This window comes from Maridesulfovibrio salinus, from assembly GCF_055394525.1.
In genome coordinates this window covers 4308770-4321715 of the sequence record NZ_AP042461.1, presented here as the reverse complement: position 1 = coordinate 4321715, position 12946 = coordinate 4308770, and the positions used below count along the sequence as shown (strand labels likewise).

The 12946-nt window shown below is 48.9% G+C and carries 15 protein-coding genes; 6 read left to right on the top strand and 9 right to left on the bottom strand.

Annotated elements, in window-relative coordinates:
• Positions 1–130 precede the first annotated feature (130 nt).
• The 3 genes from pyrR to ACZ5PW_RS19745 all read left to right on the top strand — a co-directional run bounded on the left by pyrR (position 131) and on the right by ACZ5PW_RS19745 (position 1976).
• Complete coding sequence (gene pyrR / locus ACZ5PW_RS19755; RefSeq protein WP_464556731.1) at positions 131–667, top strand: bifunctional pyr operon transcriptional regulator/uracil phosphoribosyltransferase PyrR; 537 nt, start codon at positions 131–133, stop codon at positions 665–667.
• Between the two features lie 160 nt (positions 668–827).
• Entirely contained in the window at positions 828–1370 is a 543-nt protein-coding gene (gene thrB / locus ACZ5PW_RS19750) for a homoserine kinase (RefSeq protein WP_464556730.1), read from the top strand.
• A 9-nt stretch (positions 1371–1379) separates the two neighbouring features.
• Positions 1380–1976, top strand: a complete 597-nt coding sequence (locus ACZ5PW_RS19745; protein ID WP_464556729.1) for a hypothetical protein — start codon at positions 1380–1382, stop codon at positions 1974–1976.
• A gap of 73 nt (positions 1977–2049) precedes the next feature.
• On the opposite strand, the gene ACZ5PW_RS19740 is transcribed toward ACZ5PW_RS19745, so the two are convergent.
• Positions 2050–2880, bottom strand: coding sequence for a WcbI family polysaccharide biosynthesis putative acetyltransferase (locus ACZ5PW_RS19740; protein ID WP_464556728.1), 831 nt, complete (start codon positions 2878–2880; stop codon positions 2050–2052).
• Between the two features lie 76 nt (positions 2881–2956).
• Between ACZ5PW_RS19740 and cobT the strand changes: the two genes are divergently transcribed.
• Positions 2957–4036 carry a nicotinate-nucleotide--dimethylbenzimidazole phosphoribosyltransferase gene (gene cobT / locus ACZ5PW_RS19735; RefSeq protein WP_464556727.1) on the top strand — a complete coding sequence of 360 codons (1080 nt, stop codon included), beginning with the start codon at positions 2957–2959 and terminating at the stop codon, positions 4034–4036.
• Positions 4037–4211: 175 nt separating this feature from the next.
• Positions 4212–5252 carry a selenide, water dikinase SelD gene (selD, locus tag ACZ5PW_RS19730; protein ID WP_464556726.1) on the top strand — a complete coding sequence of 347 codons (1041 nt, stop codon included), beginning with the start codon at positions 4212–4214 and terminating at the stop codon, positions 5250–5252.
• 107 nt (positions 5253–5359) lie between these two features.
• On the opposite strand, the gene ACZ5PW_RS19725 is transcribed toward selD, so the two are convergent.
• The 6 genes from ACZ5PW_RS19725 to radC all read right to left on the bottom strand — a co-directional run bounded on the left by ACZ5PW_RS19725 (position 5360) and on the right by radC (position 10981).
• Positions 5360–5584: a hypothetical protein gene (locus ACZ5PW_RS19725; RefSeq protein WP_464556725.1), complete on the bottom strand. Its 225-nt coding sequence runs from the start codon at positions 5582–5584 to the stop codon at positions 5360–5362.
• A 360-nt stretch (positions 5585–5944) separates the two neighbouring features.
• Positions 5945–6871, bottom strand: coding sequence for a hydroxymethylbilane synthase (gene hemC / locus ACZ5PW_RS19720; RefSeq protein ID WP_464556724.1), 927 nt, complete (start codon positions 6869–6871; stop codon positions 5945–5947).
• Between the two features lie 34 nt (positions 6872–6905).
• Positions 6906–7157: an FmdB family zinc ribbon protein gene (locus ACZ5PW_RS19715; RefSeq protein WP_464556723.1), complete on the bottom strand. Its 252-nt coding sequence runs from the start codon at positions 7155–7157 to the stop codon at positions 6906–6908.
• A gap of 201 nt (positions 7158–7358) precedes the next feature.
• Positions 7359–9764 carry an endopeptidase La gene (lon, locus tag ACZ5PW_RS19710; RefSeq protein ID WP_464560463.1) on the bottom strand — a complete coding sequence of 802 codons (2406 nt, stop codon included), beginning with the start codon at positions 9762–9764 and terminating at the stop codon, positions 7359–7361.
• Positions 9765–10004: 240 nt separating this feature from the next.
• Positions 10005–10277, bottom strand: a complete 273-nt coding sequence (locus ACZ5PW_RS19705; RefSeq protein ID WP_464556722.1) for an acylphosphatase — start codon at positions 10275–10277, stop codon at positions 10005–10007.
• Between the two features lie 26 nt (positions 10278–10303).
• Positions 10304–10981 (bottom strand): RadC family protein, encoded by a 678-nt coding sequence (radC, locus tag ACZ5PW_RS19700; protein WP_464556721.1) that lies wholly within the window; start codon positions 10979–10981, stop codon positions 10304–10306.
• 37 nt (positions 10982–11018) lie between these two features.
• Between radC and ACZ5PW_RS19695 the strand changes: the two genes are divergently transcribed.
• Positions 11019–11195 carry a hypothetical protein gene (locus ACZ5PW_RS19695; protein WP_464556720.1) on the top strand — a complete coding sequence of 59 codons (177 nt, stop codon included), beginning with the start codon at positions 11019–11021 and terminating at the stop codon, positions 11193–11195.
• Between the two features lie 15 nt (positions 11196–11210).
• Here the strand turns inward: ACZ5PW_RS19695 and holA are convergent, their stop codons facing one another.
• Positions 11211–12200, bottom strand: coding sequence for a DNA polymerase III subunit delta (gene holA / locus ACZ5PW_RS19690; RefSeq protein ID WP_464556719.1), 990 nt, complete (start codon positions 12198–12200; stop codon positions 11211–11213).
• 185 nt (positions 12201–12385) lie between these two features.
• A complete protein-coding gene (gene lptE, locus ACZ5PW_RS19685) occupies positions 12386–12892 on the bottom strand; it encodes an LPS assembly lipoprotein LptE (protein WP_464556718.1) in 507 nt (168 codons plus the stop codon).
• Positions 12893–12946: the final 54 nt, after the last annotated feature.

The window sequence follows — 12946 nt, the reverse complement described above, 5'->3', positions numbered from 1 at the left end:
CTGAAATCCTTATTTGCCGGGCAGCTTGCATTGCCCGGTTACATTTTTTATAGCTACACCCGTCAGGGAGTTTTGATGTGATTTGAACAGTTTTGAAAATAAGAATCAACTTCTTTCAGGAGCGCTTTACATGACAGAACAAAAGATCATCCTTTCGGAAAAGGCTATGGCCCGCACTTTGGACAGGCTGGCTTCTGAGATAACTGAACGCAGGGGGGATGATGATAATCTGGCCATCATCGGTATCCAGCGTCGTGGAGCGGACCTTGCCGAGCGTCTGAAAGAACTTCTTGATGAGCGTCTTGGCAGAAAGATACCTCTTGGGAAGCTTGATATCAATCTATACCGGGATGATTGGACCAATTTAACCAGACAGCCGAGTATCAACTGCACGGAAATCCCGTTTGATATTGAAAAGGCCTCAGTTATTCTGGTTGATGACGTATTATTTTCCGGCAGGACCGTTCGGGCTGCCCTTGAAGCTGTCCTTGATTTCGGACGTCCGAAGCGTGTAGAGCTTCTGGTGCTGGTTGACCGTGGTCACCGTGAATTGCCGATTCGCGCAGACTATGTCGGTAAGGAAGTAAAGACTTTTGAAAATCAGCATGTGAACGTACTTGTCCGGGAAAGAGATGAGGAAGACAGGGTCGTTCTGATTCAGTCTTGAGAAATGGTTAACTAGTCAGGACCGCTGACTGATCTGCTCTCCGGGTGAAAGAAAAAAGCTTGTGATACCGTGAAGGGTATGGAAGCAGGCAGAGCAGGACCTTTGGCGTAGTCTGATTTGAATATTAAATTATAAATCGCGCTAAACGCATTGTTATATAATGGAAGAATGGAATTCAAAATTTTCTGAGGACTGTTCAGTCAGTCTTATCGGCATGGCCGGGGCGGGAAAGTCTACTCTTGCCCCTCTGCTGGCGGGCAGGCTCGGCTGGGAACATATAGATACTGACAGCGTGATTGAGGCCTATTACGGCCGTTCCCTTCAGGATATAGTCGATCATTTGGGGGTGCCTGAATTTCGCAAGGCGGAAGAGTATATTCTTTCGAGTCTCGGAGTTGTACGCACAGTTGTTTCAACCGGGGGAAGTGTTGTGTACGGCCCTTTGGCAATGCAGAGGCTGAAGGGGCTTGGCCCTGTGGTGTATCTGCGTATTGGCCTCGATGTCTGCCTGCAGAGGGTCGGAGGCGGGGAGGGGCGTGGCCTTGCCAGAATGCCCGGCCAGAATCTGGAAGATCTTTATGCTGAAAGAATGCCCCTTTATGAGCAGTACGCCGATTTCATCGTGGATACTGATAAATGTTCTCCGACTGAGTGCACTGAGCAGGTTCTCCAGTGGCTCAAATCAAAAGAAAATAGCATTTAAGGATAGATAATGAAAAAAATGACCAGACAGGCTGTGTTCCGCAAGCTTGATGCGCTATATGGCCGGATGGCTTCTGTATATTCTGATACCGCTGAAAAAATAGGTCTTTCCTGTGAAGGGTGTGAAGAAAACTGCTGTACCAGTTATTTTCAGCACCATACTTATGTGGAATGGATTTATCTCTGGCACGGCTTGAACAAGTTGCCTGAAGCCAAGCGTCAGGAATATATACAACGTTCCGAAGATTATGTGCGCAATGCCAGAGCCATGCTGGAGAACGGTATGCGTCCTAAAATAATGTGTCCTTTGAACGATGAAGGACTCTGCGGAGTTTACAAGCACCGGTTGATGATCTGCCGTATGCACGGGGTGGTCAACACTCTTCGCCAGCCTAACGGTCGTCAGCTTTCCTTTCCCGGATGCTTCAAGTGTCAGGATCTTACTGCAGATATGGAGAATGTCCCGGTTGTTGACCGGACTCCGTTGTACAAGGAACTGGTAGGTCTTGAAATGGGACTTCTTGGAAATAAAATACGCAGCATGCCCAAAGTCGACCTTACTCTGGCTGAAATGATCGTGATGGGGCCGCCTGATTTGAACGGTTGATGTAAGGCTTTTGCAGACAGCAGTAATATCACCTTTATGGGGTTCTGGCTGAAGTCAGTAGCTGATAGGGAGTCTAGAGACTTGCCGTTGCGTGCAGGAAGCCTATGAAGTCTGAGATGCCGCTTTTGCGGCATTTGATGTAGCGGATTATGTATTCTTCAAAAGTAATAATCGCTCCGTAGACATAGTACTTTTCTTCCGGGCCCCCGAAGTTGAGATCAAGCTTCTCAGCCACCTGCGGATGTATGGGCAATTCAATCTCCGGAAATGTTTCCGGGTATTCTCTTATAGCCTTGTCCGTGAGAGGGGCCATTCCCAGTTGATTCAGAATCTTGTCTGCTGTACGGATCATCAGTTCTTTTCCGGGATGGTTGACCGTATTGAAAAGCCTTCTCTCTCTGTAGTTCTCTTTGATATAGTCTACATATTTGATTGGCGTGCGGTTTTCTTTGGCCAGTTCATGCTTTTCTGACCCGGACGTGAGAGTGGTGAAGTCGTAGATTCTGTCCAGCCGGGAATTCAGGTACAGGTGCAGAATCTGCGATTCTGTCAGCTCTCTCTCCAGAAGAGATTCCAGAAAAATGTCCGGGTAGTCGAAGCCGGGAGTATTCGTCCACAGGGGCCAGTAGTTTTTATAGAACATGGACGGAATAGCCAGCGAAACACTTCGTGGCTTAAGTTTTGAACATAGGTGATCAGAGCCGAGTTTCCCCCAGTCTTTACCTACATACTGGTAAAGAAACAGGTCACAGCCTTCAATCAGTCTGTCCGGTATGGGCTCACGCAGATAATTGGTAAAATGCCGGGTTTCGTACTGATCGCTGAAGTCAGGGTTGAGGTTTAAAAGCTCCTCTAGCGGTTCTCCCTGACAGTTGGCGTGGATAAGGCAAAGTTTCTTTTTCATTGTGCTTAGCACGATAGCACAGCATACAGTGGTTTCTCAATACATTCCAAGGCCTATGGCTGTTAAGGATACTTTAATGAACAAGTTTACAAGGGAAAGTCTGCAACGGCTTACAGCTGAAGCTAAGGCGGTTGATCCCGGGCTTGAGTTGGAGGCCCGTTCTCATCTCGATAATCTTACCAAGCCACTGGGCAGCCTTGGCAGACTGGAGGATCTGGCCGTTAAAATGTACATGGCCTCCGGTGGCAATCCGCCACAGGCGGACCCGTCCAGAATTTATACCATAGCCGGTGACCATGGGGTGAATGAGGAGGATGTAAGCTACTTTCCGCAGGAAGTGACACGCCAGATGGTGGAAAATTTTCTCAAGGGCGGAGCAGGCATAAACGTACTGGCTCGGACTTCAGGGGTTGAACTCAAGGTTGTTGATGCCGGCTGTGTCGGCGGTTACTTTACAGAGCACCCTGACCTTATACAGCGCAGAATCGGCTGCGGGACAGCAAATATTGCCAAAGGTCCTGCCATGAGTGAGGAGCAGTGCCTCAGGTCTCTGTTTCTCGGTATTGAACTTGCTGATGAATCTTTTGAACATGGAATAAAAGTTCTCGGCACGGGTGAGATGGGTGTATCCAACACTACCCCCTCCACAGCTCTTTATTGTGCTTTTTTTAATCTTGATGCAGCTGAAATAACAGGTCCTGGCGGCGGTATTGATGCTGACGGGGTAAAGCGCAAAACAGGAGTCGTCCGGCGTGCTCTTGAAGTTAATGCGGAAGCCGTTAAATCCAGAGACTCGCTAAGGATTCTCGCTTCTCTCGGCGGATATGAAATCTCCGCCTTGGCGGGACTGATTATCGGCGGAGCCAGAAATCGCCAGATGATCTGTATCGATGGTTTCATTTCAACTGCCGCCTATGCTGCCGCATCCTTGATTTGTCCTGCTGTAAGTGGATATTGTGTTCTTTCCCATGCTTCAGCGGAGCCGGGATACTCCAAAGTGATAAAAGCATTGGGACGGAGGCCGCTTCTGCATCTCGATATGCGGCTAGGGGAAGGCTCCGGAGCTGCATTGTCAATGTTCATGCTTCGGGCTGCAGCAAATATTTACAATGAAATGGCGACATTTAGCGATTCCGGAGTGGATGCGGGAGGGTGATCTGATTGCATGTGTTATTTTTCCACGTTAATATCTTGAATGTATTTATCCGGCTAACGGACTGAACGATTGGTTTTGAAAGGTATCAATTGTCCTGCAATAGGGCGAATCCTCCTGATTGCTTTAAGGAACGATTGATAACAGTGCGAAATCTTTCAAATATAAGGAGAAGACCATGCCCAAAGAGCTGGTAAAGACAGTAAAAGCAGCCGGTTGAGCTGCGAAAATAGCTCCGGGGGACCTGGAGCAGGTACTGCATGGTCTGGCAGTTGAAGATAAGCGTCTCCTGACTGGAATCGGCGGAAATGAGGATTCGGCAATTGTCTCTTTTCCTGCAGGCAAGGCGTTGGTTCAGACCGTGGATTTTTTTACACCGGTTGTCAATAATCCCTATTGGTTCGGCCAGATAGCCGCGGCCAACTCCCTTTCTGACGTTTATGCTATGGGTGGTGAGCCGTGGACCGCAATGAATATAGTATGTTATCCCATGAAAGAGATGGGTCCGGATATTCTGCGTGAGATTCTTCAGGGCGGCATGGATAAAATCCGTGAAGCCGGGGCGGTTCTTGCCGGGGGGCATAGTGTTGAGGATGATGAGATCAAGTACGGGCTGTCAGTGACCGGAGCTGTTGATCCTGACGGATTTTCGTCCAATAAAGGATTAAGAAACGGAGATCATCTTCTGCTGACCAAGCCTATCGGTACTGGAGTGCTGGCAACAGCTCTCAAGGCTGAATGGGAGGGTTCTGAGCGCTTTGAGAAGGATGTATACAAATGGTCATCCAGACTCAACAGCGGCGGAGGAAAGGTTATACGTGAACTGGGCCTGAAAGGCGCGACTGATGTTACCGGATTCGGTTTGGGCGGACACGTGCTCGAAATGGCCGATGCTTCCAATGTTTCAGTGGAATTGTGGCTCGATAAAGTCCCGTTCATGGATGATGCGCTTGAACTTGCTTCCATGGGACTGATTCCGGCAGGAAGTTTTGCCAACCGCAATTTCTGCAGCAAACAGGTTTACGCCGCCGACAGTGTTGACGCAATAAAGACTGATCTTGTCTTTGATGCCCAGACTTCAGGAGGTCTGGTTCTGGCGGTTCCGGAAAGCAAGCTGCAGCAGGCTGTGGATATGCTTTTGGAGGCGGGGGATCTGGCCGCTCATATCGGGCAGGTTTCAAATCACGAAAGTGGAAAATCCCGCTTAAGGATTTTATAGAGCATCTGCTTATAATGTTTTCTCAATAAAAAAGCGCAGGGCTGAAAAGTCCTGCGCTTTCTTGTTTATGGAGGAGGAACTGTATGTCAGCCCTTGAAAATTTGTCCCTATGCAGATCCATGACTGGTTGTGACAGCCTGAATCAGTTGCGCGTTGGCATTGTAAATAGGTGAAGATTGAATCCGCACCAGTTCGCGGTGCATTTCGGGGTCTCCATAAGCCTTGCGCTGCAATCTCTTGCGCCTGAGCGCCTTCATGGAGTTTGCCAGATCGTTGTCTTCCCTTGCGGGGGGGGCCTGGGCCACCTTGTGGAGTTCGTGTCCGTTAGTCATCTTATACCTCCGTCCCTGGAAGTTATAATTTGAATTTAAATCTGTTAAAAGATCCTGTTTAATTACCCTATCGGACAACAGGAGAGAAAACTTTAGGTTTCTTTATGGTCTATTTTAAAGTTTAGTTAAATCTAGCAGAACTCTGAAAAGGAGAACGATGTCAGTCACAAAAAAACAGGAACTCTCGTATCAGACATACGTGAGTCCCTGTTATTTAACTGCCTACCACTGGAGCAGGATTCTTCAGGCTTAAAATCTAGCCAGCAATCTACCTAACTGCGCAGAGGTTATTTATCTGTAGTCTGAAACCTTAATCAAGGCGTTGCAGGTTTCAGAGTGGTTATCGGTTTTGGCTTATCCTCAGCATTTATCGTAAACGCGGTCGAGAATTTCTTTGGCTCCTGCAGCTAGAACATCCTCAGCGAGGGCCTGACCGATATTCCATGCGTCATCAGCAGGGCCGGACTTTTCCATTCGGATAGGGCTGGAACCGTCAATGTCTGCTACAAATCCGGTCAGCTTGACCTGATCTCCTTCCAGTTCGGACCATGCAGCAATAGGAACCTGACAGCCACCGTCAAGGCCGGTGAGGAAGCCGCGTTCGGCACGGACCTGACGTGCAGTGAGTTCATCATGGATGAATTTCAGGATATCCTGAATCTCGGTGTCTTCAATACGGTACTCAATTCCGAGAGCTCCCTGAGCTACAGCTGGAAGGAAAGTCGGAGGACCGAGGATTTCACTTTTCGGAGCGGAAAGTCCCAGTCTGTTCAGGCCTGCGGTGGCAACAACAATTGCGTCGAATTCACCGTCAAGAAGCTTTCGGACACGGGTGTCCAGATTGCCGCGCAGTGATTCTATCTTGAGGTCATCACGCAGGGCCAGAAGCTGAGACTGGCGGCGCAGACTGCTTGTCCCGACCACTGCTCCAGCAGGAAGATCTGCCAGAGAGTCATATTTAACGGAAAGCAGGGTGTCGGTTTCAGCTTCTCTTGGAGGGATGATTCCCACCTCAAGTCCTTCAGGAAGTTCGGTCGGAACATCTTTCATGCTGTGGACAGCCAGATCCGCTCTACCGTCAAGGAGGGCTTCTTCGATTTCTTTGACGAAAAGCCCTTTACCGCCGACTTTCGCCAACGGGACATCCAGAATCTTGTCACCTTTGGTCTTGATTTTCAGCAATTGGACTTCAATGCCGGGGTATTCTTCCCTCAGAAGATCGGAAATATGGTCTGCCTGCCAGAGGGCAAGCTTGCTGCCGCGGGTTGCGATGGTAATTTTTCTCATTATTCCGCCGTTTAGATTTAAAATTTAAATATGGCTAACTTCCGCAGGAGGAGCAGTCGCCACCACTGCAGCCAGAGCAGGAACTGCCGGAAGATGCGGCAGGAGCAGCCGCTCCCATGTCTCCGAAATCAGGCATGTCGCCGCCGGTCTTAAACTTACAGGCAGACATGAGTTTGCCGGTTTTATCTGATTTACACTTTGGGCATGGAGGGCACTCATCGCGGTTGAAGACAAGCTCCTCGAACTCGGCGCCGCAGTCAGCGCATTTATATTCAAAAATGGGCATCTTTATATTCTCCGTGCTTTGAAAAACTGTTTGCGAAAGATTGCATAGCTCAAAATATCAGGCTGGGCAATGTCTGGGCTACATATAAGTACGGTTGGGAATATTGCAAGAAATCAGCAAGCTTTAATACGCATTTTCAGAAAGGATAAAAAAGCGGCAGCCTTTAAAAAGCTGCCGCTTTAATTTATTTATTGAATCAGGCTATTTACTTTTTGCGATAGGCCAGATCTCGTCAATTCTCTCAATGGGAGTGATTTCAATCTTGTCCTGAAGTTCCTGAGGGATATCCTCAAGGTCTTTCACGTTCTGGGCAGGAATGAGTACACGCTTCATACCCATGGAAACGGCAGCGAGGATTTTTTCCTTGATACCGCCGACAGGAAGTACCCGTCCGCGCAGTGAGATCTCTCCGGTCATGGCCAGTTCCGGGTTTGCCGGAATTCCGGTCAGCGCGGAGACAAGAGCTGTTACCAGAGTAACACCCGCAGATGGGCCGTCTTTAGGTGTCGCACCGTCCGGCACGTGGATATGAAGGTCCTGTTCCTCGTGGAATTTGGGACTGATTCCATACTCATCAGCATGCTGGCGGGCAAAGGATACCGCAGCCTGAGCTGATTCCTTCATTACATCGCCAAGCTGTCCTGTGAGTTGCTGTTTACCCTTGCCAGGCATGGCGGAAACTTCAACATGCAGTACTGAACCACCAACAGGAGTCCATGCAAGTCCCAGAGCAACACCTGCGGGAAGTTCGCTTTCCTTTTCATCTTCAAGATGTTTGGGAATTCCGAGATACTTATGCAGGTTGTCCGCGTTCACCTCAAAGGGGCCTTTTTCGCCTTCAGCTTTCTTGCGAGCGAGTTTGCGGCATACAGAGCCTACTTCCCTTTCAAGGTTACGCAGACCTGCTTCACGGGTGTATTCCTTGATGATCTTGCCGATGATTGTATCGGACATGATCATCTCATCTTCTTTGAGCCCGTTTTCCTTGCACTGACGGCCAAGGATGTAACGCTTGGCAATGTTGATTTTATCATGCTCTGTGTAACCGGGAATCCTGATAACCTCCATACGGTCCAACAGGGGACGGGGAATGGAATCAAGGACGTTGGCTGTGCAGATGAACATTACCTTAGAGAGGTCAAACGGGACATTAAGGTAATGGTCGGTAAAAGAGTTGTTCTGTTCCGGGTCAAGAACCTCAAGCAGAGCAGAGGAGGGGTCACCGCGAAAATCGGAGCCGAGCTTATCAATTTCATCCAGCATGATTACCGGATTGCGTGTTCCGCACTGTTTGATGCCCTGTATGATGCGTCCGGGCATGGAGCCGATGTAGGTTCTCCTGTGACCGCGTATTTCGGCCTCGTCACGCATACCACCCAGAGACATGCGGTGGAATTTACGTTTCAGGCTGCGTGCAATTGAACGGCCAAGTGATGTCTTACCAACTCCGGGAGGGCCCACAAAGCAGAGAATAGGGCCTTTCATGGATGGGTTGAGTTTGCGCACACTCAGGTATTCAAGGATGCGTTCCTTGACTTTTTCGAGGTCGTAGTGGTCTTCATCAAGGATTTTTTTGGCATCGATGATATCCAATCTGTCCCGGGACTGTTTAGTCCAGGGCAGTTCCACCATCCAGTCCAGATAGGTACGGATAACAGTTGCTTCAGATGCCTCCGGATGCATTGCTTCAAGCCGGCGGAGCTGTTTTTCCGCTTCCTTGCGCACTTCCTTGGGCATCTTGGCTTTTTTAATTGCCTGACGGATCTCTTCAGCTTCTTCAGCTTCGTCAGTTGATTCCCCAAGCTCTTTCTTGATGGCTTTGAGCTGTTCACGCAGGTAAAAATCCTTCTGAGCCTTGTCCATACCCTCTTTGGCCATGGACTGGATTTTGTTCTGCATGGAAGCCACTTCAACTTCCTGCGTCAACTGGGTGTTCACCAGAGTCAGCCGTTCCACCGGATGTTCGCATTCAAGAATGGACTGGGCCACGGGCACTTTCATACGCAGGTTGGAGGCGATAAGGTCAGCCAGTCGACCCGGATCATCAACGTTGTTCAGAACGCTCATAATGTCCGCGGAAGAAATTCCCCGCAGCGAGAGAATCTTTTCACTCTGCTCACGGGAAGATCTGACCAGCGCTTCCTGAGTGGAGTCCAGTTCCTGTTCGGGCGGTTCGTGGATTGGTTCAATCTCAGCAATATGGAAAGGCTCAGATCCTATAAATCTTTTTACCTTTGCCCTGGATACACCCTGTACAAGGACTTTGAGGCGTCCATCAGGCATTTTCAGCATACGCATGATCATGCAGACGGTTCCGGTCTGATAGAGTTCGTCCTGCTCCGGATTTTCTATACTTTCGTCCTTCTGGGTCAGGACCATGACATAGCGTTCACCGGTCATTGCCGCTTCCACAGCGTTGACGGATTTCTCGCGGCCAACGAAAAGCGGCAGGATCATATAGTTGAAGACCACTATGTCGCGCACCGCAAGAACCGGAAGAGTTGAAGGAACTTCAACCGGACCGTCTTCATGTAGCTGAGCCGCGTCTTCAAGAAGATCGGCTGTATCGTGAAGGACATTGAGCGGAGAAACAGGAGGCTTGTTCAGGCCCTGATCGTTACCTGTATCTTTCTGGCTTTTCCGCTCTCTGGGCTTCTCGGCCTTGTTGTTATTTTTTTTGCTGAGTTTCAGCGGTTTGATTGGTGATTTTTTTTTCTTCAAGGCAATAGTCCTTTGGGTCAGAATGGTTTCAGTTCCAGTATATAAAAATCAAAACGACCCTGTCCCCGACTTCTGAAGACGGGGAAGGGAGGGTAGAGTCTAGCTGATGTCAACCGTTTCGAGCGGTTAACGGATTTCAAATTCCTTGTGCTCGGTTTCGTAGTCGATCCACTCGCACTTGAGGTCGTCAACCTTAGAAAGGGGTGGCCCGACCAGGAGTCTGGTGCGCATTTCGGCAATGTTGACTTCATCACCCTGTAGCAGAACTTCAACTTTTTCCTGATTGAGGTTGCGGACCCAGCCGCCGAGTTTCAATGCAACTGCCTGGTCATTAACCCATGCACGGAAAAAAACGCCCTGAACTTTACCGGTAACAACACAATGATAGCTTCTGATCATGGGATTCTCCTTGTTCGGTTGAGGTGTTATAAACGTCCCTTTTCCTTGAAGCTGTAAAAACCTTCAGCTGTCACTATAACGTGATCCAGAAGGCGGATGCCCATGTCCTGGCAGAGGGTGGCAATGTCCATGGTCAAAGTCATATCCTCGGGGGAGGGGTTAGTGCTTCCTCCCGGATGATTGTGGGCCAGAACAATTCCCGCGGCATGATGGCGAAGGGCCAGAGCCACTATTTCGCGGGGGTAGACAGCGGTTTTGTCCACTGTGCCTTCTGACATCCTATCCCAATATATCACCTTGTTGCCGTTGTTGACCAGTGCAATCCAGAATTCTTCCTTGGACAGATTCCCTATGCGGGCCATTGCTGCTTTCCATACCGCCTCCGGCGATGAAAGAACCTCTCTTTCAAGCATGGGTTCTTCCGCAATTCTGGTCCAGAATTCATTGATCAGGGTGAAAAAAGACAATACACCCGGGCCAATGCCGTTTACTTCTTCCAACTGTTCTTTAGGAGCCCGGAAAACACCGCCGAGGGTTTCAAATTTAAACAGAAGTTCCTTGGCTATAGGTTTCGTGTCTCGCCTTGGCAGTACCTGTCCCAGTAAAAGTTCAAGAATTTCATAATCAGCCATCCCAGCGGAATCCTTGCACAGCCTTTCTTTCAAGCGTTGTCGATGTCCGTGGTAATGGGGTTTGTTTTTCATGATGATTGTCTGCCTAGACAGCTTTGGGAGTCCTAGTATGTCACAGGTTAATTGTCGTGTGTCAGAAAACTTATCTTTGATTACTGACTGTCGTCAGTTTGAAATAAACACTATGTATCCGCAAAGCAACCTTGTGATACAAAAAAAGATGCTTTCTGGAGCAAAAAAACATGATTTTCATGAAAAAAAGGTTTTTTTGCACGAAAAAGGATAAATGAGATGGGGGTAGTTAAGGATGTTTGCGGACTGGTTTAGAGGGCGCAAAAAGATTTGTCAGTGATGCGACAAGGAGTTCCAGAGCCTGCTCAGGCTTGCGCTGGCCGGTTTTAATTCCCAGTTCGGCTTCAAGAACCATGTCGAATATGCGGGCTATTCTGGCGGGGCCGATGCGTTGGGCAAGAGCCTTTTTCTGTTTTTTCACGAATGGAGGGAGTCGTACTGCGGATTCCTCGCCATGTAGTATCATCCAAAGGGCCCGTGCCTCTCTGGTCAGTGAGGCGGTGAGCATAAAGATCATGGAATCTTTTTCGCTATGATTCGTAAGGACTCTACGCCAAATCTCAACCGGGTCTCCGCCCTCGGACATGGATCTCATGAATTGGAAAAAGTCCATTTCCTCACTGTGCGCTATGAAGGCGATATGCTCCATGAACAGTGTGCGCTCCGGACCGGCTGCAAGTTCAAGCTTGTCCAGTTCCAGCCGGGCGGCCCGGGCATCACGGGGCAAGGCTTTGGTCAGTGCAGTCATAACCGGACGGTCAATGGAGATCCCGTTCTTCTTGGCCCATTTGCCTACGAAACCGGAAATGGTTTTTTCATCAAGTCCGGCAGACTGCCATGTCCATTTCTGTTTGTCGGCAAATTTCCAGCATTTGCGTTTCTTCAATACTGCCGGCACGGGAGGGCCTTTGCGCTCCCATTTGCCTTCAAGACACATAAAAAGAAAAGAGGAGTTGGAGAGAGAGCCGACGGTCTTGTCGATATTATCCCATACTGCGGCTTTAAGCTTATGGGCTCGGCGCAGTATGACAATCTTGCTTGAGCCGAAAAGGGTCTGCAGGGTCAGGTCATCCCAGAACTGCTGAGGCAGCTCTTCGTCAGCCCAATATACTTTTTTCTCGTAGTCTCCGGCATTATACTGCTCCTGCAGTTCTCCAATGCGTGCATGAAGGAGCTCTGCATCCGGGCAGATGAGAAACATGTAACCGGGTCTGGACATTTGATACCTTTTGGAAACCTTCGGCAGCCTTCACTGGCTAAAATCTGTAAATTATATTCATCTTGTGCTCATCAGTCCTGAGCAGTCAAAATGGTTTATGACGTCCATGTTTATCCTTCAGGCTTCATCGTGGAAGACGGAGAGGATTGTGCGTTCTGTAAAAAGATTTTTTACTTAAGATAAAACTAGTAAGCCTGATTCATTTTATCCACGATTCTGCGTACGAGAAGTTCTGTTACAAGTGCATTTGTCTCATCTTCCTGTCCGGAGTAGTAGGATTCAGTCACTTCTACGGGGCCTGAGTTCCAGAGCAGTTTGCCGTCTGCGGCACTGACTATACGCATCTGAATTTTGAGGGTCTTGTCATATTTGAGGGTAACGTCTTTGTTTCCGAGAATGCGGCTGCCGGATGAAAGGCTGATTATTCTTATATTGATCAGGGCTTCGGCTTTGGATTTATCTACCCATGCAAGCTGGCCTCTGCGGGTGATTTCATCGCGGAGCATGGAGCGCAGTTCAGGTTCAAGCCAGCGTTCCAGAGTGGGGTTCTCTACTTTGTTGATCGCAATTTCACGGAATTTATCTCCGATCCTGTTCGGCTCAGTGGCGGAGTTGTGGTATCCGCAAGCGGTAACGGCAAAAACAAGACAAAGCAGTACAACCAGATTTTTAACAGATTTCATAATAGCCATTGTTCTCACTCCTAACGACTTGCGGCATTAAGTTCAGGAAAGTTGCAGCAAAAG

Coding starts and splice junctions, on each gene's coding strand:
- pyrR (WP_464556731.1), top strand. CDS start 131: ATGACAGAACAAAAGATCATCCTTTCGGAAAAGGCTATGGCCCGCACT.
- thrB (WP_464556730.1), top strand. CDS start 828: ATGGAAGAATGGAATTCAAAATTTTCTGAGGACTGTTCAGTCAGTCTT.
- ACZ5PW_RS19745 (WP_464556729.1), top strand. CDS start 1,380: ATGAAAAAAATGACCAGACAGGCTGTGTTCCGCAAGCTTGATGCGCTA.
- ACZ5PW_RS19740 (WP_464556728.1), bottom strand. CDS start 2,880: ATGAAAAAGAAACTTTGCCTTATCCACGCCAACTGTCAGGGAGAACCG.
- cobT (WP_464556727.1), top strand. CDS start 2,957: ATGAACAAGTTTACAAGGGAAAGTCTGCAACGGCTTACAGCTGAAGCT.
- ACZ5PW_RS19725 (WP_464556725.1), bottom strand. CDS start 5,584: ATGACTAACGGACACGAACTCCACAAGGTGGCCCAGGCCCCCCCCGCA.
- hemC (WP_464556724.1), bottom strand. CDS start 6,871: ATGAGAAAAATTACCATCGCAACCCGCGGCAGCAAGCTTGCCCTCTGG.
- ACZ5PW_RS19715 (WP_464556723.1), bottom strand. CDS start 7,157: ATGCCCATTTTTGAATATAAATGCGCTGACTGCGGCGCCGAGTTCGAG.
- ACZ5PW_RS19705 (WP_464556722.1), bottom strand. CDS start 10,277: ATGATCAGAAGCTATCATTGTGTTGTTACCGGTAAAGTTCAGGGCGTT.
- radC (WP_464556721.1), bottom strand. CDS start 10,981: ATGAAAAACAAACCCCATTACCACGGACATCGACAACGCTTGAAAGAA.
- ACZ5PW_RS19695 (WP_464556720.1), top strand. CDS start 11,019: ATGTCACAGGTTAATTGTCGTGTGTCAGAAAACTTATCTTTGATTACT.
- holA (WP_464556719.1), bottom strand. CDS start 12,200: ATGTCCAGACCCGGTTACATGTTTCTCATCTGCCCGGATGCAGAGCTC.
- lptE (WP_464556718.1), bottom strand. CDS start 12,892: ATGGCTATTATGAAATCTGTTAAAAATCTGGTTGTACTGCTTTGTCTT.